The sequence below is a fragment of the Sporosarcina cyprini genome, from assembly GCF_022048975.1.
Taxonomy (GTDB): Bacteria; Bacillota; Bacilli; order Bacillales_A; family Planococcaceae; genus Sporosarcina; species Sporosarcina cyprini.
On sequence record NZ_JAKMHX010000015.1, the window covers coordinates 1 to 22,810 of the forward strand.

Consider the following 22,810-nt stretch of genomic DNA (forward strand, 5'->3'; position numbering starts at 1 on the left):
ACCGAACACGGAAGTTAAGTTCTTCAGCGCCGATGGTAGTAGGGGGCTTCCCCCTGTGAGAGTAGGACGTCGCCGGGCAAAGGCCATCCCCTTTGGGGGATGGTTTTTTTTGTGTCTTAATAAGTTGGATACCATAAGGTATCCCAAGAGATCTTGTAAGAAACATTCTGTAATTCAAGCAGGCCGCAGGGGGCTTCCCTTTGGAGGTTGTTTTTTGTCTTATTAATTTTGCGAGATCGTGAGAGATTATCAAATCGCCAACTCCCCCAAATTCCTTTCTATCACCGCCTAAACCCGTCCTATCATCAGGTAACTCGATTCTATCACCGTCTGAACCCATCCTATCACCGCCTGAACCCGTCCTAACACCGGGTAAACGAGTTCTATCACCGCCTAAACCGATTCTATCACCGCCTAAACCGATTCTATCACCGTCTAACCCAAATTGATCACCGCTTGACTACAATTCAAGTAGGTTTGCCACGATAGTACTTCCGTTCCACAGCTCCATGCTGGGTTCCACATAAAAGAATAACCCTTCAACCAAACAAGGTCTTACTTTAAATCGTAAATCCCCCCTAACTCCTTAACACCACATCAGTCGAAACGCTGCTCCACTCCCCGTTTTTTATATAATGCAGAGTGATTGATTAACCTCCAGCAAATCCCCCAAATGAAGCCTAACTATCGCAATTAATGATTCCTCGCGCCACTACTCATAAAAAATGCGAAAAGCTCTTCAAATCGTTTCAGCTTTTTGCAAACGGTTTGTTTTTGTCTTATTGTTAATAATAAGAAACTGGAGAGGAGTCTTTCCTATGACAACAATTTATGATTTTTCCGTGATGAAGCCGGATGGAACTGAGGAATCTTTGGCAGACTATAGAGGAAAAGTGATGGTGATTGTCAATACTGCAAGTAAATGCGGCTTCACTAAACAATTCGAAGAGTTACAGGCCTTATATGAGGAATACAAGAATCAAGATTTTATCATACTCGGATTTCCTTCGGATAATTTTAATAATCAGGAATTCGAAGATATGGAGGATACGTTGGCTTTTTGCCAGCGTAATTATGGTGTTACCTTCCCGATGTTCCAGAAGATTGACGTGAAAGGAAAGGAGCAGCATCCTTTATTTGCGTATTTGACGTCTGAGCAAAAGGGATTCTTAGTGGAAGGGATCAAGTGGAATTTTACGAAGTTCTTGATTGATTGCCAAGGACGAGTGGTGGAACGATTTGCGCCGAATACGCCGCCTCTTAAAATGAAGAAGTCGATCGAGAAGCTCATTCAATGAATTATAGGAATACTTTTACTTAAGGGAGCCTTCTTGACAGTAATCTGGGGCACTGATACCCTATTTAATAATATTTACTGAACTATATCAACAATGAGGAGGCCAAATGGAATGTGGGAATCGAAATTTACGCGTGAAGGACTGACATTTGACGATGTCTTGCTTGTACCTGGAGCATCAGAGGTGCTGCCGAAGGATGTATCTCTTTCTGTGAAGCTTACAGACAAGATAACGTTGAATATCCCAATCATCAGTGCGGGGATGGATACTGTGACGGAAGCGAGAATGGCGATCGCTATGGCTCGTCAGGGTGGTCTTGGAATTATCCATAAGAACATGAGTATTGAAGAGCAGGCGGAACAGGTTGTTACAGTAAAGCGCTCTGAAAACGGGGTCATTACGAATCCATTCTTCCTTACTCCGGAGCATCAAGTGTATGATGCGGAGCATCTGATGGGGAAATACCGCATTTCCGGCGTGCCGATTGTCAATAACATGGACGAGCGTAAATTAGTCGGCATCCTGACGAATCGGGATCTGCGTTTCATTCAGGACTACTCCATGATGATTAATGATGTGATGACGAAAGAGAATCTTGTGACTGCACCAGTGGGCACGACGTTGGAAGACGCTGAAAAGATTTTGCAGCAATATAAGATCGAAAAGCTGCCAATCGTGGATGAGCAAGGCATTTTAACAGGGTTGATCACAATCAAGGATATTGAGAAGGTCATTGAATTCCCGAATGCTGCGAAGGATTCCCAAGGCCGCCTGCTCGTAGGGGCTGCAGTTGGTGTCACTTCGGATACGATGGTGCGAGTTCAAAAATTGGTTGAGTCCGAAGTGGATGTTATTGTTTTGGACACGGCTCATGGTCATTCCAAAGGTGTTATCGAAGCGGTTGCTCAAATTCGCAAAGCGTATCCTGAGCTTGATATTATTGCTGGTAACGTAGCAACAGCTGAGGGAACAGCTGCATTGTATGAAGCAGGAGCGAACGTAGTGAAAGTTGGTATTGGACCTGGATCCATCTGTACGACTCGTGTCGTAGCAGGCGTTGGTGTTCCTCAAATCACTGCAGTGTACGATTGTGCGACTGAAGCACGTAAGCATGGCAAGTCGATCATCGCAGACGGCGGCATTAAGTTCTCCGGTGATATTGTAAAGGCACTTGCAGCTGGCGGACATGCTGTCATGCTCGGCAGTTTGCTTGCAGGCACTACGGAAAGCCCGGGAGAAACAGAAATCTTCCAGGGCCGCCGATTCAAAGTGTACCGCGGGATGGGTTCTGTTGCATCCATGGAAAAAGGATCAAAAGACCGCTATTTCCAAGAGGAAGCGAAGAAACTGGTTCCTGAAGGAATTGAAGGCCGCATGCCATACAAAGGGCCGCTTACTGATACCATTCATCAATTAGTTGGCGGTATCCGCGCTGGTATGGGATATTGCGGAACGAAAGATCTCACTGATCTGCGTGAGAAGGCCCAGTTTATCCGGATGACGGGAGCAGGGTTGCGTGAAAGCCATCCACACCACGTCCAAATTACAAAAGAGGCGCCAAATTACTCAATTTCTTAATTTATTGCTGAATTATTCGTTTATACAAGGAACTTCGGCACCTTTCCATCGTCCCTATTACAGTTGGAAAGGTGCTTTTTTTGAGCAAATTTAGCCATTTTCAAGTTCCTGCCCTTATTGGACGGGCATTGTGTTAAAATATATCGTAGGAAATAGTATTAACGGAGGTAACAGGGTGAAAAAGGAATTGAGAAAATGGGTGGCGGTTCTGTTAATGCCGTTGCTCTTGTTGATGTCGTTCGGAGCGCCCGTTGCAAAGGCTGAGTCGGCACTTGGCTTGCATGTGGACGGCGCCATTTTGATTGACGCGGAAAGTGGAAAAATACTATATGAAGAAAATGCCGAAACTCCTCTTGGCATCGCAAGTATGTCAAAGATGATGACAGAGTACCTTCTTTTTGAAGCGATTAGCGAAGGGAAGATCAGCTGGGATCAGGAGTACCGGGTTACTGATTATACATACGCGATTTCACAGGATCGACGTTTAAGTAATGTTCCATTGCGGAAAGACGGTACGTATACAATTCGGGAGCTGTATGAGGCGCTTGCCATCTATTCGGCAAATGCCGCGACGATTGCCATTGCAGAAACAATTGCTGGCACGGAAACAGAATTTTTAAAGATGATGGATGCCAAGGCAAAAGAACTTGGACTTACAGATTATAAATTCGTCAACTCTACAGGATTGAATAATAAAGACCTTCAAGGCATGCATCCACAAGGGACAGGCCCGGAAGATGAAAACGTCATGCCTGCTAAATCGGTTGCCCTTTTGGCGTACCGTTTGATCCATGATTATCCGGAAGTTCTTGAAACCACGAAAATTAGCAAGAAGACTTTCCGTGAAGGAACGACGGATGCAATTGAAATGCACAATTGGAACTTCATGCTGCCAGGATTGGTGTATCAGTATCAAGGCGTTGATGGATTGAAAACTGGTACGACTGACTTTGCGGGCCACTGTTTTACAGGAACAGCTACACGTGACGGTAAACGCCTTATTGCTGTTGTTATGAAGGCAGTCGATGCAAAGGGCGTTGGCTCCTATAAAGCTCGGTTTGATGCAACTCGTGCATTATTCGATTATGGCTTCAGCCAATTCTCTGAGCAGGAAATTGTGCCGGCTGGCTACAAGTTCGAAAAACAAAAGACCGTGGATATTAATAAAGGGAAAGAAAAAACAGTTGCCATCGAAGTAAAAGAACCGATTAAGATGATGGTAAAAACAAACGAAAAAGATCAATACGTACCGGAGCTTGTACTCGATGAGAAAGTGGTCAAGAACGGCCAAATCGATGCACCCGTTAAAGCAGGCACAGTCGTTGGACATGTGAAGCTGGCGAAAACGGAAGGAACCGATTACGGCTATATTGATTCCAAGGATGCCAAGATGGATGTGGTGACAACGACAACTGTCGAGAAGGCTGGCTGGTTCTCACTCATGTTAAGTGCGATCGGCAATTTCTTTGTTGGTATTTGGGAAAGCGTAACGGGCTTTGTAAAAGGCTGGTTTGATTGAAATGAAAAGTCGATGGATCGTTTCGGATCCATCGGCTTTTTTATATGCGGGAAAGGGGAGTTTGCCATGCACCCATCAGGCTGTGTATAGAGTCCCTTATTTCGGTCTCTGGCAGTCCGCCAAAGCCGAGGAGGATGGCAGGCTGCTGTCCTGTTTGCTTTTTCATGTAGCCGTTTAATCCATACACGCGGATGCCTTTACTCCTGGCTTGCTCGATCAAGGTTTCTTCGTCTTTGCCGATTTGTACGTTGATGATAATATGCATGCCTGCTTCTTCACCAGAATAGGTAATCTCGGGAGCATACGCTGCAAGCGTGTCGGTTACTAAATAAAGCTTGCGTTTATACAATTTCCGCATCCGGTTCAAGTGACGAGAGAAATGGCCGTCCTCCATGAACCGGGCCAAAATCTGCTGGTCAAACCGCGGAACGGTAGAGGCATAGTGGATAAAAGCATTCGAATAGTGTTCGAGCAGGCGCGGTGGCAAAACCATATAGGCAATCCGCAACGAGGGCATAAGCGACTTCGAAAACGTACTGACGTAAATGACGCTTCCTGACTTATCCATGCCTTGCAGGGATGGGATCGGCCGTCCCGTATAACGGAATTCGCTATCGTAATCGTCTTCAATGATATACCGGCTCTCTTCAGCAGCTGCCCAGTTCAGCAGGGCGGTCCGGCGTGCTGCCGATAACACGGTCCCGGTTGGAAACTGGTGGGAAGGCGTCACATAGGCAACGGTCGCCTCTGTCTGCTGCAATGCTTGGACATCCAGCCCTTCTTCATCAACTGGAATAGGAACAGCCTCACGGTTATTATGGTAAAACACATGGTGGGTAAGAGGATAGCCCGGATCCTCAATGGCATAGATGGCTGCCGGTCCTAGTATCCGAATGAGCAAAGGCAACAGCTGCTCTGTTCCGGAACCTACAATAACTTGTTCTGGCGTACACTCGACGCCTCTTGAATGATACAAATAGCGTGCGATTTCCCGTCTTAGCTCCAAGTCGCCATGGGGATGCCCAAGAGACAATAAATGCTTTGACGTATCATCCATAACTTCCTTCGCGTATTTTTTCCACTTCGTAAACGGGAAGGAATCCATATCGATTTGCCCTGGAGAAAAATCTAGTTGCATCTTTTCCTTTTCGGGAACGGCAGAGATCCTTTCCTGGTTTACAGGCTGAACATACGCCAATTCCTCAATCGCCTGCACGTAGTAGCCTTGCCTAGGCTTTGTAGAAATGAACCCTTCCGCCACTAATTGACTATATGCCAGCTCAATCGTCGTTTGGCTTACATTCAGGAAGTCTTCCAGTTTCCGTTTGGAAGGCAGTTTCGCTCCGACTTCCAACTTTCCATCTGTTATATCGTTTTTGATTTGATTATAAATTTGTTCATATAGCGGCACTGGGCTTTGTTTGTCCAGTTCAATTAAGAGCATTTCCATATTTCCACTCCATCTGACCACTTCGATTATGTTGAAACTGGTCATTTCATTATGGTCATAATCAAGTATACTGTAAAAAACGAATAGGGGGAAGAGTCAATGGATTTCAGATATGGAGGCGTCATTATGGACGTCATTAATGCAGAGCAAGCGAAAGTGGCGGAGGCGGCAGGTGCGGTAGCGGTCATGGCGCTTGAGCGCGTGCCGTCCGATATTCGTGCGGCAGGGGGCGTGGCAAGAATGGCGGACCCGCGTATTATTGAAGAGGTGCAGAAAGCTGTCTCGATTCCAGTGATGGCCAAGGTCAGAATCGGACATATTTCGGAAGCACGAGTGCTTGAAGCGATGGGTGTCGACTATATTGATGAAAGTGAAGTGCTGACACCGGCAGATGAAGAGTTCCACTTATTGAAGAGCGACTATAACGTGCCCTTCGTCTGTGGTGCAAGAAATTTAGGGGAAGCGGCACGACGGCTTGGAGAGGGAGCGAAAATGCTGCGGACGAAGGGAGAGCCAGGCACGGGGAATATCGTCGAAGCGGTCCGTCATCTTCGGATGGTCAATGCGCAAGTGAACAAGGTCATTCATATGAGCAATGATGAATTGATGGTAGAAGCACGTGATTTAGGTGCCCCATACGAAGTGCTGCTGGCGATCCGGGAGGCAAAACGGCTTCCGGTCGTTAATTACGCGGCAGGTGGTGTGGCGACTCCGGCAGATGCGGCGCTCATGATGGAGCTTGGAGCTGACGGCGTATTCGTCGGATCGGGCATCTTCAAGTCTGACAGCCCTGAAAAATTTGCACGTGCCATTGTCCAGGCTACAGAAGATTTCAGAAACTATGCGTTAATTGGCGCGTTATCGAAGGATATCGGCACGCCGATGAAAGGACTGGAAATCGGAAAGCTGGCAGAAAGCGAATTAATGGCAGTGCGCGGCGTATAATGAGTGAGCGGACAGGAAACGAGATTGTTCCTGTCCGTTTTGATTTCTTCCATTCATTTTGATAGGCTCTAAGAAGGTAGCCGCAAAAGCATCACATAGCTAGGCAGAATTTTTACGGAAGGCAGGGGCATATTAATGGAGAAGTTGAAAGTCTACGATGAGCAGTATAACTATGTATGTGAGGAATCAAGGGATGTCATCCATGCGAAAGGCCTCTGGCATGAAACGTTTCATTGCTGGCTAGTAGATGGAGATGAAATCTTGATACAGAAGAGAAGTGCTGCAAAGAAAGATTTCCCTGGCCTTTTTGATATAACGGCAGCAGGTCACTTGCTATCAGATGAAAAAGTGATGGATGGCCTTCGTGAGGTTGAGGAAGAACTTGGAGTGTCAGTAGATGAAGCAAAGCTGCAATGGATGGGCGTCGTACGAGATGTCATTGAACTTCCTGGTTTTATTGACAGGGAATTCACGAATGTCTTTTTGTATAGCTCCTCATTCACCCCCGCCGATTTTTCATTGCAAGAGGAAGAAGTGGCAAGCATCCACGCTATAACTGTTTCGGATTTGCAGGCACTTTTCAGAAGGACAGCTCGTACGGTACAGGTCAGAAATATTGAGAATGACTTGTTTGAAACAATTGAATTACGTGATTTTGTTCCACATGAAACAAGTTACTTAGAAGCAGTTGCCGCGTATTTTGGCTAAGTCTTGCCAAATGGTTTAGGGTGTAGTAAAGTAAGTGTACATTTAGTTCCATAATCAAAGACGATGATGGGAAGCAGTAGCGAGTCCGTTTTTTCCAGAGAGCCGGCGGGTGGTGCAAGCCGGTAAAGACACTTGTGAATCCGTCCCTGAGTAGCTGGGTTGAATGAAGTAGGCCTATGCCGGTAATTGGACCGTTATTCCAAAGAGTGGATCGGCTTGAGCCGTTCAATTTGGGTGGCAACGCGGGTAGTTCTCGTCCCTTGTATAGGGGATGGAGGGCTTTTTTTATTGCGTAAAATCTAATCTGGGCTCGGTTCCCATCGTCAAAACAGAAAAAGGAGGAAGCAGTTATGCTGGACATTAAAGTATTGCGCGCCAATTTTGATGAAGTGAAAGCAAAATTGACAAAGCGTGGAGAAGATTTAACGGATCTTGATAAGTTTCTCGGTTTGGATGAAAAACGGAGAGAATTGATTTCAAAAGTAGAAGTGCTGAAGGCGGAGCGGAATGAAGTTTCGCAAAAAGTGGCGGAAATGAAACGTAACAAAGAGAACGCCGACGATGTAATCGCACGGATGCGTGAAGTCGGAGATGAAATCAAAGCGTTGGATGAACAGCTTAACCAAGTGGAAGAGGATTTGAATTACGTTTTGATGCGTATTCCGAATATCCCGCATGAAAGTGTTCCTGTCGGGGACAGTGAAGATGATAATGTGGAAGTCCGCAAGTGGGGAGAGGTTCCTGAATTCGGTTTTGAGCCGAAGCCGCATTGGGAAATCGGGACAGAGTTGAATCTGCTTGATTTTGAACGTGCCGCAAAAGTAACAGGAAGCCGTTTTGTGTTCTATCGAGGTCTTGGTGCACGACTTGAGCGTGCTTTGATCAGCTTCATGCTTGATTTGCATGTGAGTGAACATGGCTATGAGGAAATGCTGCCGCCATATATGGTAAACCGGACAAGTTTAACGGGAACAGGCCAGCTGCCGAAGTTTGAGGAAGATGCTTTCTTGATTGAAGAGGAAGATTATTTCTTGATTCCGACATCTGAAGTGCCTGTGACTAACTTCTATCGGGATGAAATTATTGACGGAGCGCAGCTGCCAATCGCTTTTACGGCGTACAGCACGAATTTCCGTTCTGAAGCAGGATCAGCTGGCCGTGATACGCGCGGTTTGATTCGTCAGCATCAGTTCAATAAAGTGGAATTGGTCCGTTTTGTAAAACCGGAAGAGTCTTATGATGAGTTGGAAAAATTAACAGGTCATGCGGAGAAGGTGCTTCAGCTTCTTGGCCTGCCGTACCGTGTACTCAAAATGTGCACAGCGGATCTAGGATTCACAGCGGCTAAGAAATACGACATCGAAGTTTGGATTCCGACGCAAGGCACGTACCGCGAGATTTCTTCTTGTTCAAACTTTGAAGATTTCCAAGCACGACGCGCTTCTATCCGTTTCCGCCGAGAACAAGGTGCTAAGCCTGAATTCGTTCATACATTGAACGGAAGCGGACTTGCGGTTGGACGTACGGTGGCCGCTCTCTTAGAGAATTATCAGCAGGAAGATGGCTCTGTCATCGTTCCGGAAGTGCTTCGTCCTTATATGGGTGGAGTGGAAGTCATTAAGTAATACAAAAGGCCATGCAAGTCACTCGACTTCGCGCATGGCCTTTTTTGCTGCCTTTTTCTTTTCGCGCAATCCTCGGAAGAAGTTGGTTAGCAGCGCCCCGCATTCTTCTGCCAGAACACCTTCTGTCACTTCACATTCATGATTGAATCGGCTGTCGTTTAGCAAGCGATATAATGAATCAACACAACCTGCTTTTGGATCACGCGCTCCGTAGACGACCCGGGGGATTCTGGACTGTAAAATGGCGCCCGCACACATGGGGCACGGTTCCAGTGTGACGTATAACGTCGTTTCCTCCAACCGCCAGCTGCCGACTTCGCCGCACGCATCCTGAATGGCGGACAGTTCGGCGTGGGTCACGGCGTTTTGAGTGGTTTCCCTCAAGTTATGTGCGCGTCCGATGACGATTCCATCTTTTACAATGACGGCGCCAATCGGCACTTCGCCAATGGCTTCCGCCTTTTTTGCTTCTTCTATGGCTAAATTCATGTACGTTTGATCGTTGTTTGTTTCCATCCTCTATCGCTCCTTGCCCCTAGTGTATCATCATTGGAATGCCTCGCGCTATTTTGCTTGCAGACGCTATGTTTCCGAATGCCGCTATGGTAAAATGAAGAGCAGAAATTGAGTTGAAGGGGAGCTTGACATGTCAGTACCGTTCATAACGGTGGAAGGGCCAATTGGCGTTGGAAAGACGACGCTTTCGAAAGCGGTTGCGGACAAATTCCAGTTTCACCAATTAGGTGAGATTGTGAATGAAAATCCGTTTTTAGATAAATTTTATGAGAATATCGAGGAATGGAGTTTCCAAACGGAAATGTTCTTCCTCTGTAATCGATATAAGCAATTAAGTGATATCCAGAAACATTTCTTGCAACACCAGCGGCCTGTCGTGGCGGATTATCATATTTTCAAGAATCTTATTTTTGCCCGTCGCACGCTGTCACCAGAGGAATATGCGAAATACGAAGAGATTTATCATATATTAACGAGGGACATGCCTGTTCCAAACGTCATCGTCTATCTGCACGCTTCGCTGGATACGCTGATGAAACGGATTGCGCTGCGAGGTCGGGATTTTGAAAGGCTCATTGAACCATCCTATTTGGAAAGACTCTCGGAGGATTATGAGCATTTCATTGCGGACTTTGAAAAAATGCATCCGGATATTCCCGTCCTTCGTTTTAATGGGGATGAGATTGATTTTGTCAGAAGCGAAAAGGATCTTCAATTCATTTTAGAACAAGTAGAAAAGACGATACAAAAAGGAGCAGTACGATGAATTTACGAGAAACATACGGCATTCCTAAAAATGCGGTAATTACCATTGCGGGTACTGTAGGTGTCGGAAAATCGACGATGACTCATGCACTTGCACAAGCACTTGGCTTCCGCACATCTTTGGAAAATGTCGATGAAAATCCGTATTTGGATAGATTTTACGATGACTTTGAAAAATGGAGCTTCCATCTACAAATTTATTTCCTGGCGGAACGTTTTAAGGAACAGAAACGGATTTTTGAATATGGCGGCGGTTTTATTCAAGATCGGTCCATTTATGAAGATACCGGCATCTTTGCTACGATGCATAAAGATCAAGGGACGATGGACCCGGTCGATTTCGATACATATACAAAATTGTTCGAAGCGATGGTCATGACGCCGTATTTCCCGCATCCTGATCTGCTGATCTATTTGGACGGACCGTTTGAAACCATTCTTTCCCGGATTCAGGAGCGTGGCCGAGATATGGAGCAGCACACGCCGGTCTCATACTGGGAAGGGCTGTATAACCGGTATGCGAAGTGGATTGATTCATTTAATGCGTGCCCAGTTCTCCGGATTGATATTACCGATTACGATTTGGTGGAACGGCCAGAAGAAGTGGAAGCGATTGTTGAGCGAATCGGCAATATGCTGAACTTATCGAGCCTGCTGAAAAATTGATACGAAAAACGCAGCGGATATCACACATCCAGCTGCGTTTGTTTTTTATTAGGAATGAACGGAAGTCTTTTGAAAGAACTCCGCATATAATGCCCTCAAAATTTTATCCTCGTCAGGGACTTTTACGCCGAACACGAGACTTACTTCGGAAGAGCCCTGGTTGATCATCTCAATATTCGCTCCAGTACTGGCGATTGCGCTAGCTGCACGGGCAGCGAGTCCAGTTGTATACTGCATGCCTTCTCCTACTAGGACGATCATCGAGTAATCATGCTCCACGATAACTGCGTCAGGATCCAATTCTCTATGAATCCGCTCCACAATCCGCTCTTCTTTGTCTTGCGGCAAATAACAAGTGCGGATGATAATCGACAGGTTATCGATGCCGGATGGTGTATGCTCGTACGAAATATCTTCTTCCTCGAAAATTTGCAGTAGTCTGCGACCGAAGCCAATCTCTGTATTCATTAAGTATTTATCGACATAAATGGCTGTAAATCCACTGTCCGCTGCAATTCCGATTACTTGCTGCTCATGATAGTCCCGTTCTTTGACGATCGATGTGCCTGGTGCGTCGGGATTATTCGTATTTTTAATGCTGACAGGGATCGACTTCCGGAAAGCCGGAATGAGGGCTTCATCATGGAACACAGAGAAGCCTGCATAGGCCAGCTCCCGCATTTCCCGGTACGTCATCGTCTTAATAGGAACTGGGTTTTCAATGACTGTCGGGTTGGCTGCAAAAACAGAGTCAACATCCGTGAAGTTTTCGTAGAGATCCGCTTCCACAGCAGCTGCCACGATCGAGCCGGTAATATCCGAGCCGCCCCGATTGAAAGTACGGAGTGTTCCGTCTTTTGTATAACCGAAAAATCCGGGAAACACAATAAGAGCAGATTCGTCCCGCAACTTGGCAAGCTGCTCATCGCCTTCTGGCAATGCACGGACGGCCTGAGGACGGTTGTTGACGAGAAGTCCGCCTTCTTTTGGACTGACGTATTTAGCCTCTACTCCGATTAGCGAGAAGTAGGCGGCGATCATCTTCGCATTATTATCTTCGCCTGCCGCTTTCATCATATCCATATATAGTAAGGAATCAGATTTGTCATAAGCCAGTCGGTTGCGCAAATCCTCTTCAATTTCATTCGGAACGTCGTTTGAAAGTCCAAGGTCTTCTGCAATATTGCGGAACCGATCGACAACACGCTTCAAGTGGGATTCTGTCTCTTCCCCTTGTAATGCCGCATCCGCAAGCCGGATGAGTAGATCAGTCACTTTAATATCATCGGAAAAACGTTTGCCGGGGGCTGACACAACGACAATTCTCCGCTGTGGATCAGCTGTTACAATATCTACAACTTTTCTTATTTGCTCAGCAGATGCAACGGAAGTTCCGCCGAATTTGCATACCTTCATTTTCATCAGATCCTTCTTCTAGTAGAATGACAATTCAGTGTTATATTGAACTTTAACATAAATGGGGTTGTTATTGAAGATTTATTTCTCTATAATGTCCTTATGTAGAGTACGAATGTATTTCCATAGTGTACATAGAGTGAGGAGATTCGTCAATGAAAAATGAGATCAATATTGGTTTACTTGGTTTTGGCGTAGTCGGCAGCGGAGTTGCAAAAATTTTGCACGAACACCGTGACGACTTGAGCCACAAACTGGGAGTACCTGTTAAAATAAATAAAGTGTTAGTGAAAGATGTAAATAAAAAAAGAAACACCGATTTGCCAACAGACATTTTCACTTCGGATTTGGATGAAATTATCGCGGATCCTACCATCGATCTCATAGTAGAAGTTATCGGGGGAACGAGTGAAGCCAAGCAGGCGATTGAACGCTCGTTGCGCGCTGGGAAAGGGGTCGTGACAGCCAATAAGGACGTCATGGCCCAATCAGGATTGGAATTGCTCCAATTGGCGGACGAGAACCGATGCGATTTGTTTTTCGAAGCGAGCGTAGGGGGCGGAATTCCCCTGATCCGTACATTGGAGGATGGTCTGGCTTCGGACCGCATCCACGCCATTACCGGAATTGTCAACGGCACGACGAATTTCATTTTGACTAAAATGAAGCATGAGAAAAAGACATATGAGGAAGCACTAAGAGAAGCGACGGAACTTGGGTTTGCCGAAGCGGATCCATCCGCTGACGTCGATGGGATCGATGCAGCGCGAAAAATGGTCATTTTGGCGTCTTTGGCCTTCTCCACTGATGTCCGGATGGATGATGTCTTCGTCCGTGGAATGAAAGAAATACGGGAAGGCGATCTCGAGCTTGCGGATCAATTCGGTTATACAGTTAAAATGGCCGGCTCCGCAAAGAAGGATGAGGCTGGCATCGAAGTGGCCGTGGAACCTGTTTTTGTACCGAATTCCCATCCGTTGGCTTCTGTGAACAATGAATTTAATGCGGTCTATGTATATGGAGATGCCGTCGGCGAAACAATGTTCTATGGACCGGGCGCGGGTTCATTGCCAACTGCCACTTCTGTCACGGGAGATATTATCGCAGCATGCCGCAATCTGCTTCTTGGCGTCAACGGCAAAAGGCTCCATGCCCCGCAATTCAAATGTAAAATTAAGAGTGACAGCCAGAAATTCGCACGCTACTTCCACCGCATTTCCGTCAAGGATGAAGTGGGAGTGCTGACGAGATTGTCCGCCGTTTACAGTAATCATGGCGCAAGTCTTGCAACCGTAATCCAGCACGCAGATCGGAACAATGGCGGTGTGGATTTAATTATGATCACGCATGAAATATCCCGCCAGCAGCATCTTGATATAAAGAAGGAACTACAAAATACACCTGAGGTAATTGAAGTGTTGAGTTTTTACCGGGTTGAGGGGGAAACACGATGAGAAGATGGAATGGATTGATTGAAGAATATAAAGAATGGCTGCCAGTGACAGATCAAACACCAGAACTTACTTTGCAGGAAGGCAACACGCCATTAATTCATCTGGAAAACTTATCGAAACAGTGGGGCATTAATCTATATGTGAAGACAGAAGGAACAAACCCGACTGGATCCTTTAAAGACCGGGGCATGGTGATGGCTGTCGCCAAAGCGAAGGAAGAAGGAAAGACAGCTCTCATTTGCGCTTCTACGGGAAATACATCGGCGTCTGCTGCAGCGTATGGCGCGCGTGCCGGCATGAAAACGATTGTCGTTATTCCTGAAGGACGTATTGCGCTTGGAAAACTCGCGCAGGCAAAAATGTACGGAGCAGAAATTGTAGCAATTGAAGGGAACTTCGATGAAGCGCTACGCATGGTCCGAGAAGTCGGAGAAGGAAAAATTGCCCTCGTCAACTCGGTGAATCCATACCGTTTGGAAGGACAGAAAACAATTGCCTTCGAAACAATTGAGCAATTAGGGAAAGTGCCGGACATCTTTGCGCTTCCGGTCGGTAATGCAGGAAATATATCGGCTGCTTGGAAAGGCTTTAAAGAGTACGATGAGAAGAAAGGATCCGGCACACCAAAATTACTTGGCGTTCAAGCGGATGGAGCGGCTCCGATTGTCTATGATCGAGTATTTGAGGAGCCGGAGACAGTGGCAACGGCTATCCGAATTGGAAACCCTGCAAGCTGGCATCTGGCAAAGAATGCGTTGGCGGAATCAGAAGGTGCCATTCTTTCTGCAACAGATGAAGAGATCCTGGAAGCCTATCGCTTACTCGCGTCGACAGACGGCATTTTTGCAGAACCGGCATCTTGCGCGACGATCGCAGGTATCAAAAAGCAGCTGGATGCAGGGTTGATTGAAAAAGGATCAACGGTAGTGGGCGTACTAACTGGAAATGGGTTGAAGGATCCGGAAACAGCCATCCGTGTCAATGAAGAGAAGCCGTTCTTGTCCATGGAGCAATTCCATGAATTCCTGAACGGGCTCAAGGAAGAGGCGATGTGATGGGTGGGCCGTTGTTTTCAGTAGTCGTACCTGCTACGACGGCCAATCTGGGGCCCGGTTATGACAGCATCGGGCTCGCGTTGTCCCTCTATATGACCGTGGAAGTATCCGAGGCGGCGGAATGGCAAGTCTGCTACATCGGAGATGAATATGCGAGTTTGCCGACAGATGAAAGCAATCTGCTCGTCCAGACGATTCTCAAGGTGGCAGACCGTTTTGGCAGAGAGGTCTCTCCACATGCCCTTCGCATTGTTTCTGAGATTCCGCTTGGAAAGGGACTCGGCAGCAGCGCAACAGCAATTGCAGCAGGGATTGAAATTGCCGACAAGCTCCTCGATCTATCTTTGTCTTCAAATGAAAAGGTACGCTTTGGAAGTGAATTCGAAGGACATTCCGATAATGTGGCGGCTGCTCTTCTCGGCGGTGCTGTCATAACGTATTACGTCGACAAGGAGCTGTATTTTCTTCAATTGCCGAACCCTGCGATCGGGGCAGTTCTTCTCGTTCCACCCCATGCGCTGAAAACGACGGAGTCGAGAAAGCTGCTCCCGAGTGAACTTTCGCACGCAGAGGCGGCGGCAGGCAGTGCGGCCAGCAGTGTGTTGTCAGCAGCTCTCGCAGTCGGCGACTGGAAGCTGGTTGGGCAGATGATGGAAAGGGATATATTCCACGAGCCTTATCGGAAAGAGTTGTTGCCGGACTTTGACCTGGTGCGTGAAGCCTGTCATGAGCTTGGCGCTTATGGCATGACAATCAGCGGAGCAGGACCCTCCATTTTCGTCGCCGTGGAAAAGGGAACGGAGCAGTCGGTGGCGGAAGAATTGGAAAAGAGGTTCCCGTTCTATAATTCGCTGGCGACAGCCACTGCACCAAGAGGAACTTATGTGCAATAAAATAAAAGAGCCTGCCGGCAATTAATGTGCTGGCAGGCTCTTTTTTCATAAAAAAAATTCGTTACAAGCAGTAACGAATTTTATCTCCAACTTTTATGCGCATTGATTAAATGAAATGGCGGAGGAAGAGGGATTCGAACCCCCGCGGGCTTTAACACCCCTGTCGGTTTTCAAGACCGATCCCTTCAGCCGGACTTGGGTATTCCTCCGTGTTCAACAGAACATAATTTATCATGACTGCAGGGGAAGTGTCAATAAAAAATACACCATCTTGCTGTAGTTTATATATTCTCGTAAATCTGTTTTTTACAAAGCTCTACAGACGTTTTTGAATCATATGAGAGGATTTCCAGTTTGTGTGTAAGGGGAAGACTTGATTTTTGACGCTAGAATGAGTATACTAAGAGAGCCGTGCTAGGTGGGGAGGTAGCGGTGCCCTGTAACTTGCAACCCGCTCTAGCAAGACTGAATCCCTTCTCTGAGGCTGTCCGTATTGTAGGGCCTGCCTCTTGCACGTAGTGTTGACGTCTGGGTCCTGCGCAATGGGAACCCATGAACCATGTCAGGTCCGGAAGGAAGCAGCATTAAGTGGTATTTCTCATGTGCCGCGGGGTCGCCTAGGCTGAGCTGTCGACAGGAGTAACGCTTATGTGCGGCAGTCAAAGGAAGGTGCACGGCAATTAACTTGCATATCAAACTCGTCCATTTCGGTGGGCGGGTTTTTATTTTTAATTAAAATAAAAATTCATTAATTCTGACGAATCCCGTATACTTGTACTCAAACAGAGAAAAGAAGGGTGGAAATGTCGATGAAGCAAATGAATGTGGAGAGTTTTAATCTGGACCACACGAAAGTGGCAGCTCCTTATGTCCGGTTGGCGGGAGTGACTGAGGGAGCAAATGGCGATCGGATTTTCAAGTACGACATTCGGTTTTGCCAGCCGAATCAAGAGCATATGGAAATGCCCGCAATCCATTCCCTTGAACATATGATGGCGGAATTCAGCCGCAACCATTCGAATCAGGTTGTCGATATTAGCCCAATGGGTTGCCAGACGGGATATTATTTGGCGCTGATCAATCATGAAGATTATGAAGATGTGTTACTCATCTTAGAGAAAACATTACACGATGTGCTGGAGGCGACGGAAGTTCCGGCCTGCAACGAAGTGCAATGCGGCTGGGCAGCAAGCCACAGCTTGGAAGGCGCGAAGGAAATTGCGCGGAAGATGCTTGCGAAAAAGAACGAGTGGACGACGGTATTTGCATAAGCATCAGCCCTCCTGTGAATGGAGGGTTTTTGCATGTTAGCTCATAGAACCTGTACTGGCCAAGTGTTCATGTCCTTAATGACCCGGGAAGGATAACATATGCTTTTATCCAATTCTAAAGGTCGTGTGCACAGGGCGTTTGTGATATACTAAGAGTACTATTGCATTGCTTCGGAAGGGAGTCGGAACGGGTGGTTTATCAAGCTTTTTATCGTGTCTATCGGCCACAATCATTCGGAGAGATGTCTGGTCAGCATCATGTGAAACAGACCCTTCAGAATGCCCTTCTGCATCAGAAGACGACGCATGCGTATTTGTTTTCAGGGCCTCGCGGAACGGGTAAGACGAGTGCCGCAAAAGTGTTTGCCAAAGCGCTGAATTGTGAGAATGGACCAGCGAAGGAGCCTTGTAATGAATGTGCGACATGCATCAGTATTACAGAAGGATCCAATACAGATGTAATCGAGTTTGACGCGGCTTCCAATTCAAGGGTCGAGGAAATGCGGGACATTATTGAAAAGGTCCGTTTCGCTCCTTCGAATGCTCGCTTTAAAGTGTATATTATCGATGAAGTCCATATGCTCTCAAATTCTGCGTTCAATGCCCTCTTGAAAACATTGGAGGAACCGCCTCCCCATGCAGTTTTCATTTTGGCCACGACAGAACCGCACAAATTGCCCCTGACGATCATATCAAGATGTCAACGTTTTGATTTTAAGCCGATCACATCGGTCGAGATAATAGAACGGATGAAGCAAGTATTAGCCGACGCGGATGTACAGGCAGAGGAAGCTGCACTGAAGGTCATTGCCCAAACAGCTTCCGGCGGGATGCGGGATGCGCTCAGCATGCTGGACCAAGTCGCTTCTTTCAGCGGTGACAAGATCACCGTCGAGGGCGCTTTGCTTGTGACAGGGTCGGTCGGAGAAGACGTCTTTTATCAATTGGCGGAGTCGCTTTTATCTAAAGACGCGGCGGTTGCCCTTTCATTACTGGAACAGCTCGTGACAGCGGGTAAGGATGTATCGCGGCTGGCGGAGGACATGATCACCTTTTTCAGGGATTTACTTTTGCTCCGTTCGGCTCCGCAGTTACGGGATCTGCTTGAGTTGATTCCGGGAGATGAACGTTTTGTTTCACTGGCGAATGCATTTGAAATGGATACGCTCTATTCCTATATAGACATCCTATCGAAAACTCAGCAAGAAATGCGTTTTTCTAATCACGCGAAAATCTATGTGGAAGCGGCCTTGCTCAAAATGATTCATCTGGAGAGCGCGCCTGCTCCATCCCGTGCAAGCGGGGTAGTGGATGACCCCGCTATTGGGAATAAAATAGCAGCTATGGAGAAAATGATTGCCTCGTTGCAAGCTCAATTGGAAAACGGTGTGCGCCCTGCAGAATCTGCGGGTAGCCAGCCGAAACGAAGTGCGTCCAAAACAAGCCAGACCGTGCGTGTGCCAACTGGGAAAATTCATGAAATACTTAAAAACGCAACGCGAAAAGATATTCAGACGATCCGCGAAGAGTGGGCCGGCATGATGCAAACCTTGCAGAAGTCACATGCGGCACTTTTGGAAGAAACCGAACCGGTAGCGGCATCCGATAATGCTTTTGTGTTAAAATTCAAATATGAAATTCATTGCTTGATGGCATCCGAAAATACTTCGCTTCGATCCGGATTATCGGAAGCCTTGCGTTCCAGAACAGGAAAAGAATATGAAGTGATTTATATTCCTGAAGAATCCTGGTTAAAAGTCAGGGAGGATTTCATCCGGTCGAATGGGCTGAACCAGCCGAAAAGTGACGATGCGGAAGAAACAGGTGCGGATGAGCCGCTATCCTTCATGAAGGAAGCGGAACAACAGGCGGAAGATCCACTGATTATTGAAGCGGAGAAGATGTTTGGTAAGGAATTCATAACAGTACATGACGATTAATTATTGAGGAGGAATTTGATATGCGAGGCATGGGGAATATGCAAGGCATGATGAAACAGATGCAAAAGATGCAAAAGAAAATGGCGGAAGCCCAAGAGGAACTAGGCGAAAAGAAGTTGGAAGGCACAGCGGGCGGCGGTATGGTGAAGGTAGTCGTTTCCGGACATAAAGAAGTGTTGGAAGTGAACATTGACCCATCCGTTATCGATCCTGAAGATGCTGAAATGCTCCAAGATCTTATCGTGATTGCAACAAATGAAGCTATGGCGAAAGCGGAAGAATTAACCAACTCCACGATGGGGCAATTCACGAAAGGATTGAACCTGCCTGGAATGTTCTAGGAGGAACGAATATGCACTATCCTGAACCAATATCTAAACTGATCGATAGTTTTATGAAACTGCCAGGCATCGGCCCGAAAACCGCGGGCCGTCTGGCGTTTTTTGTACTTAGCATGAAAGAGGACACAGTATTAGACTTTGCGAAAGCGTTGGTCGATGCCAAACGGAATTTGCGTTTCTGTTCTGTCTGTGGACATATTACGGACGTGGATCCATGTCATATTTGTCAGGATCAATCACGCGATCGCTCGATGATTTGTGTCGTTCAAGACCCGAAAGACGTAATAGCAATGGAAAAAATGCGAGATTACAACGGGTTATACCATGTCTTGCATGGTGCGATATCGCCAATGGATGGAATTGGTCCTGAAGATATCAATGTCCCTTCTCTCCTCAGCCGATTGCAAGATGAGGAAGTACAAGAGCTGATTTTGGCAACGAACCCGACAATCGAAGGGGAAGCGACTGCCATGTATATTTCAAGATTAGTAAAACCATCTGGTATTACAACAACGAGGATCGCACATGGATTGCCGGTCGGCGGCGATTTGGAGTACGCCGATGAGGTGACGTTATCCAAAGCGCTGGAGGGACGACGGGAATTATAGGGGGGCAGCGCCATGTTCGGGCGTAAGAGAAAGATAAAAAAAGAATTTGATGATCGCCTGCGAACCCTAATGATAGAGACAAAAAAAGATTGGGAACAGGCAAAGGAAATTGAGAAGTATCTAAACGACTATGACCAAGAAGTAATGGTGCGGCGGAAAATAGCAGAGAGCAAGCATTTTCATTTATTTAGAGAAGCTAAGATACGAAGACTGGGAATAGACTGATATATTTTCACGGAGACGCATATACTGTAGCATCCATCCGAAAGGAGCGTTTTCCGTGAAAATCATAGTTCTAATCTTAGTAGGTGCATTTCTTCTTCTATTATTAATGTTAGATAAAAAACAAGTCAAAGCCATGTTCGAAAAACTATCCATCTTCTGGTTCCGATTGGCTTTTGCATTTCTCGGGCTGTTCTTATTGAATATAGCTGGAGGATTTATCGGGATCTATTTTCCGGTTAACATAGCCTCCGGATTATTGCTGGCCATTTTAGGCATACCCGGGTTGGCGGCTTTATGTGCGTTCGCCTTATTCCTGTGATGGATTTGCGAGTGAATCCGGACTTACCCGTACATGCTTTATTGCAGCGATAAGGAATGAAATCAGTTATGGATAATGAATCACTTCCAATGAAAGGCGACCTCTTTAGTTTAAGCAGGCTTTCTTTTGGACGAACCGTATCATCATAGTAGGCATAATAGTATTAATGGATAATATCATTCACTCGACAGGATTAGATATCGTGTGAATGAAGTAAAGGACTTCCTGCTATGCAGGGGGTTTTTTTATATGAAAGGAAATAAACTTCGTAGGCGAAAAAGTTTTTTTGAAATAAGTATTGCATTTAAGCAACCAAGCTGGTAATATAGAAAACGTTCCACTTCTGCTAAACAGAAAAAACAACTTAAACGAAAGAAATTAAAAAAAGTTGTTGACTCCGGTTTGGGAGTGTGGTAAGATATAAGAGTTGCTGCTGAGAGAGGGCAACGAAATGAACCTTGAAAACTGAACAGCAAAACGTCAACAATAAAGTCTAAACCCGACCTTGTCGGGAAGAGGACAAACATGAATCTTCGGATTCGAAATTGACATCTTAATTGATGCCAGCAAGAAACTCGAGCTATTCGAATTTCTCTTTTATGGAGAGTTTGATCCTGGCTCAGGACGAACGCTGGCGGCGTGCCTAATACATGCAAGTCGAGCGGACAGATGGGAGCTTGCTCCCTGAAGTTAGCGGCGGACGGGTGAGTAACACGTGGGCAACCTGCCCTGCAGATGGGGATAACTCCGGGAAACCGGGGCTAATACCGAATAATCAGTTCCTCCGCATGGAGGAACTCTGAAAGACGGTTTCGGCTGTCACTGCAGGATGGGCCCGCGGCGCATTAGCTAGTTGGTGGGGTAACGGCCTACCAAGGCGACGATGCGTAGCCGACCTGAGAGGGTGATCGGCCACACTGGGACTGAGACACGGCCCAGACTCCTACGGGAGGCAGCAGTAGGGAATCTTCCACAATGGACGAAAGTCTGATGGAGCAACGCCGCGTGAGCGAAGAAGGTTTTCGGATCGTAAAGCTCTGTTGCGAGGGAAGAACACGTACGAGAGTAACTGCTCGTACCTTGACGGTACCTCGTCAGAAAGCCACGGCTAACTACGTGCCAGCAGCCGCGGTAATACGTAGGTGGCAAGCGTTGTCCGGAATTATTGGGCGTAAAGCGCGCGCAGGCGGTCCTTTAAGTCTGATGTGAAAGCCCACGGCTCAACCGTGGAGGGTCATTGGAAACTGGAGGACTTGAGTGCAGAAGAGGAAAGCGGAATTCCACGTGTAGCGGTGAAATGCGTAGAGATGTGGAGGAACACCAGTGGCGAAGGCGGCTTTCTGGTCTGTAACTGACGCTGAGGCGCGAAAGCGTGGGGAGCAAACAGGATTAGATACCCTGGTAGTCCACGCCGTAAACGATGAGTGCTAAGTGTTAGGGGGTTTCCGCCCCTTAGTGCTGCAGCTAACGCATTAAGCACTCCGCCTGGGGAGTACGGCCGCAAGGCTGAAACTCAAAGGAATTGACGGGGACCCGCACAAGCGGTGGAGCATGTGGTTTAATTCGAAGCAACGCGAAGAACCTTACCAGGTCTTGACATCCCGCTGACCGGCATGGAGACATGTCTTTCCCTTCGGGGACAGCGGTGACAGGTGGTGCATGGTTGTCGTCAGCTCGTGTCGTGAGATGTTGGGTTAAGTCCCGCAACGAGCGCAACCCTTGATCTTAGTTGCCAGCATTCAGTTGGGCACTCTAAGGTGACTGCCGGTGACAAACCGGAGGAAGGTGGGGATGACGTCAAATCATCATGCCCCTTATGACCTGGGCTACACACGTGCTACAATGGACGGTACAAAGGGCTGCGAACCCGCGAGGGGGAGCCAATCCCATAAAACCGTTCCCAGTTCGGATTGCAGGCTGCAACTCGCCTGCATGAAGCCGGAATCGCTAGTAATCGTGGATCAGCATGCCACGGTGAATACGTTCCCGGGTCTTGTACACACCGCCCGTCACACCACGAGAGTTTGTAACACCCGAAGTCGGTGGGGTAACCCTTACGGGAGCCAGCCGCCGAAGGTGGGACAGATGATTGGGGTGAAGTCGTAACAAGGTAGCCGTATCGGAAGGTGCGGCTGGATCACCTCCTTTCTAAGGATAATTACGGAATATGAACCTCCGGTTCATACGTTGACGTTTTGCGTTCAGTTTTGAAGGTTCA

Annotated in this window: 20 protein-coding genes, 1 tRNA gene, 2 rRNA genes, 1 other RNA gene and 1 other annotated feature; of the genes, 20 read left to right on the forward strand and 4 right to left on the reverse strand. The window is 47.1% G+C overall.

Annotation, left to right across the window (positions count from 1 at the left end):
• The 4 genes from rrf to L7D49_RS03505 form a co-directional block, all read left to right on the forward strand.
• Window positions 1–78, forward strand: a 5S ribosomal RNA gene (rrf, locus tag L7D49_RS20475); the annotation flags it as partial.
• Between the two features lie 740 nt (window positions 79–818).
• A complete protein-coding gene (locus tag L7D49_RS03495; protein ID WP_238079437.1) occupies window positions 819–1,298 on the forward strand; it encodes a glutathione peroxidase in 480 nt (159 codons plus the stop codon).
• Window positions 1,299–1,409: 111 nt separating this feature from the next.
• Entirely contained in the window at window positions 1,410–2,876 is a 1,467-nt protein-coding gene (gene guaB, locus L7D49_RS03500; RefSeq protein ID WP_238079438.1) for an IMP dehydrogenase, read from the forward strand.
• A gap of 175 nt (window positions 2,877–3,051) precedes the next feature.
• On the forward strand, window positions 3,052–4,395 hold the full coding sequence (locus L7D49_RS03505; protein WP_336246369.1) for a serine hydrolase: 1,344 nt from the start codon (window positions 3,052–3,054) through the stop codon (window positions 4,393–4,395).
• A gap of 40 nt (window positions 4,396–4,435) precedes the next feature.
• On the opposite strand, the gene pdxR is transcribed toward L7D49_RS03505, so the two are convergent.
• Window positions 4,436–5,845, reverse strand: a complete 1,410-nt coding sequence (gene pdxR, locus L7D49_RS03510; RefSeq protein ID WP_238079439.1) for a MocR-like pyridoxine biosynthesis transcription factor PdxR — start codon at window positions 5,843–5,845, stop codon at window positions 4,436–4,438.
• Window positions 5,846–5,944: 99 nt separating this feature from the next.
• Here pdxR and pdxS point away from each other — a divergent pair, with 99 nt between their 5' ends.
• From pdxS to serS, 3 genes are all read left to right on the forward strand, one after another.
• Complete coding sequence (gene pdxS / locus L7D49_RS03515) at window positions 5,945–6,790, forward strand: pyridoxal 5'-phosphate synthase lyase subunit PdxS (RefSeq protein ID WP_238079440.1); 846 nt, start codon at window positions 5,945–5,947, stop codon at window positions 6,788–6,790.
• A gap of 135 nt (window positions 6,791–6,925) precedes the next feature.
• Complete coding sequence (locus L7D49_RS03520; protein WP_238079441.1) at window positions 6,926–7,498, forward strand: NUDIX hydrolase; 573 nt, start codon at window positions 6,926–6,928, stop codon at window positions 7,496–7,498.
• Window positions 7,499–7,552: 54 nt separating this feature from the next.
• Window positions 7,553–7,762, forward strand: a binding site (T-box leader).
• 86 nt (window positions 7,763–7,848) lie between these two features.
• Complete coding sequence (gene serS / locus L7D49_RS03525) at window positions 7,849–9,123, forward strand: serine--tRNA ligase (RefSeq protein ID WP_238079442.1); 1,275 nt, start codon at window positions 7,849–7,851, stop codon at window positions 9,121–9,123.
• 18 nt (window positions 9,124–9,141) lie between these two features.
• On the opposite strand, the gene tadA is transcribed toward serS, so the two are convergent.
• Complete coding sequence (gene tadA, locus L7D49_RS03530) at window positions 9,142–9,639, reverse strand: tRNA adenosine(34) deaminase TadA (RefSeq protein ID WP_238079443.1); 498 nt, start codon at window positions 9,637–9,639, stop codon at window positions 9,142–9,144.
• A 130-nt stretch (window positions 9,640–9,769) separates the two neighbouring features.
• On the opposite strand from tadA, the gene L7D49_RS03535 reads away from it, so the two are divergent.
• Together L7D49_RS03535 and L7D49_RS03540 are read left to right on the forward strand one after the other, a co-directional pair.
• The gene (locus L7D49_RS03535) at window positions 9,770–10,405 is read left to right on the forward strand and encodes a deoxynucleoside kinase (protein WP_238079444.1); all 636 of its coding nucleotides are present in this window, start codon (window positions 9,770–9,772) and stop codon (window positions 10,403–10,405) included.
• Window positions 10,402–11,070, forward strand: a complete 669-nt coding sequence (locus L7D49_RS03540; RefSeq protein WP_238079445.1) for a deoxynucleoside kinase — start codon at window positions 10,402–10,404, stop codon at window positions 11,068–11,070. The genes L7D49_RS03535 and L7D49_RS03540 overlap by 4 nt, the downstream gene beginning before the upstream one ends.
• Before the next feature lie 48 nt (window positions 11,071–11,118).
• Here L7D49_RS03540 and L7D49_RS03545 read toward each other — a convergent pair whose 3' ends face one another.
• Window positions 11,119–12,486, reverse strand: coding sequence for an aspartate kinase (locus tag L7D49_RS03545; RefSeq protein ID WP_238079455.1), 1,368 nt, complete (start codon window positions 12,484–12,486; stop codon window positions 11,119–11,121).
• 155 nt (window positions 12,487–12,641) lie between these two features.
• On the opposite strand from L7D49_RS03545, the gene L7D49_RS03550 reads away from it, so the two are divergent.
• The 3 genes from L7D49_RS03550 to thrB are packed head-to-tail and all read left to right on the forward strand — an operon-like array spanning window position 12,642 to window position 15,888.
• Window positions 12,642–13,940, forward strand: coding sequence for a homoserine dehydrogenase (locus L7D49_RS03550; protein WP_238079446.1), 1,299 nt, complete (start codon window positions 12,642–12,644; stop codon window positions 13,938–13,940).
• Window positions 13,937–14,995: a threonine synthase gene (thrC, locus tag L7D49_RS03555; protein ID WP_238079447.1), complete on the forward strand. Its 1,059-nt coding sequence runs from the start codon at window positions 13,937–13,939 to the stop codon at window positions 14,993–14,995. The genes L7D49_RS03550 and thrC overlap by 4 nt, the downstream gene beginning before the upstream one ends.
• On the forward strand, window positions 14,995–15,888 hold the full coding sequence (thrB, locus tag L7D49_RS03560; protein WP_238079448.1) for a homoserine kinase: 894 nt from the start codon (window positions 14,995–14,997) through the stop codon (window positions 15,886–15,888). Before thrC ends, thrB begins: the two co-directional genes overlap by 1 nt.
• Window positions 15,889–16,004: 116 nt before the next feature.
• Here thrB and L7D49_RS03565 read toward each other — a convergent pair.
• Window positions 16,005–16,097, reverse strand: a tRNA-Ser gene (locus L7D49_RS03565).
• A 200-nt stretch (window positions 16,098–16,297) separates the two neighbouring features.
• Here L7D49_RS03565 and ffs point away from each other — a divergent pair.
• The 8 genes from ffs to L7D49_RS03605 all read left to right on the forward strand — a co-directional run bounded on the left by ffs (window position 16,298) and on the right by L7D49_RS03605 (window position 22,740).
• Window positions 16,298–16,565, forward strand: an RNA gene (gene ffs / locus L7D49_RS03570) — signal recognition particle sRNA large type.
• A 132-nt stretch (window positions 16,566–16,697) separates the two neighbouring features.
• Window positions 16,698–17,159, forward strand: coding sequence for an S-ribosylhomocysteine lyase (locus L7D49_RS03575; RefSeq protein WP_238079449.1), 462 nt, complete (start codon window positions 16,698–16,700; stop codon window positions 17,157–17,159).
• A 191-nt stretch (window positions 17,160–17,350) separates the two neighbouring features.
• A complete protein-coding gene (gene dnaX / locus L7D49_RS03580; RefSeq protein ID WP_238079450.1) occupies window positions 17,351–19,099 on the forward strand; it encodes a DNA polymerase III subunit gamma/tau in 1,749 nt (582 codons plus the stop codon).
• Window positions 19,100–19,119: 20 nt separating this feature from the next.
• A complete protein-coding gene (locus tag L7D49_RS03585; protein WP_238079451.1) occupies window positions 19,120–19,440 on the forward strand; it encodes a YbaB/EbfC family nucleoid-associated protein in 321 nt (106 codons plus the stop codon).
• Window positions 19,441–19,451: 11 nt separating this feature from the next.
• Window positions 19,452–20,048, forward strand: a complete 597-nt coding sequence (gene recR / locus L7D49_RS03590; protein ID WP_184212647.1) for a recombination mediator RecR — start codon at window positions 19,452–19,454, stop codon at window positions 20,046–20,048.
• A 12-nt stretch (window positions 20,049–20,060) separates the two neighbouring features.
• Window positions 20,061–20,273 (forward strand): YaaL family protein, encoded by a 213-nt coding sequence (locus L7D49_RS03595; RefSeq protein WP_238079452.1) that lies wholly within the window; start codon window positions 20,061–20,063, stop codon window positions 20,271–20,273.
• A 55-nt stretch (window positions 20,274–20,328) separates the two neighbouring features.
• The gene (locus L7D49_RS03600) at window positions 20,329–20,592 is read left to right on the forward strand and encodes a pro-sigmaK processing inhibitor BofA family protein (protein WP_238079453.1); all 264 of its coding nucleotides are present in this window, start codon (window positions 20,329–20,331) and stop codon (window positions 20,590–20,592) included.
• A 596-nt stretch (window positions 20,593–21,188) separates the two neighbouring features.
• Window positions 21,189–22,740 (forward strand): 16S ribosomal RNA (locus L7D49_RS03605).
• Window positions 22,741–22,810 lie beyond the last annotated feature (70 nt).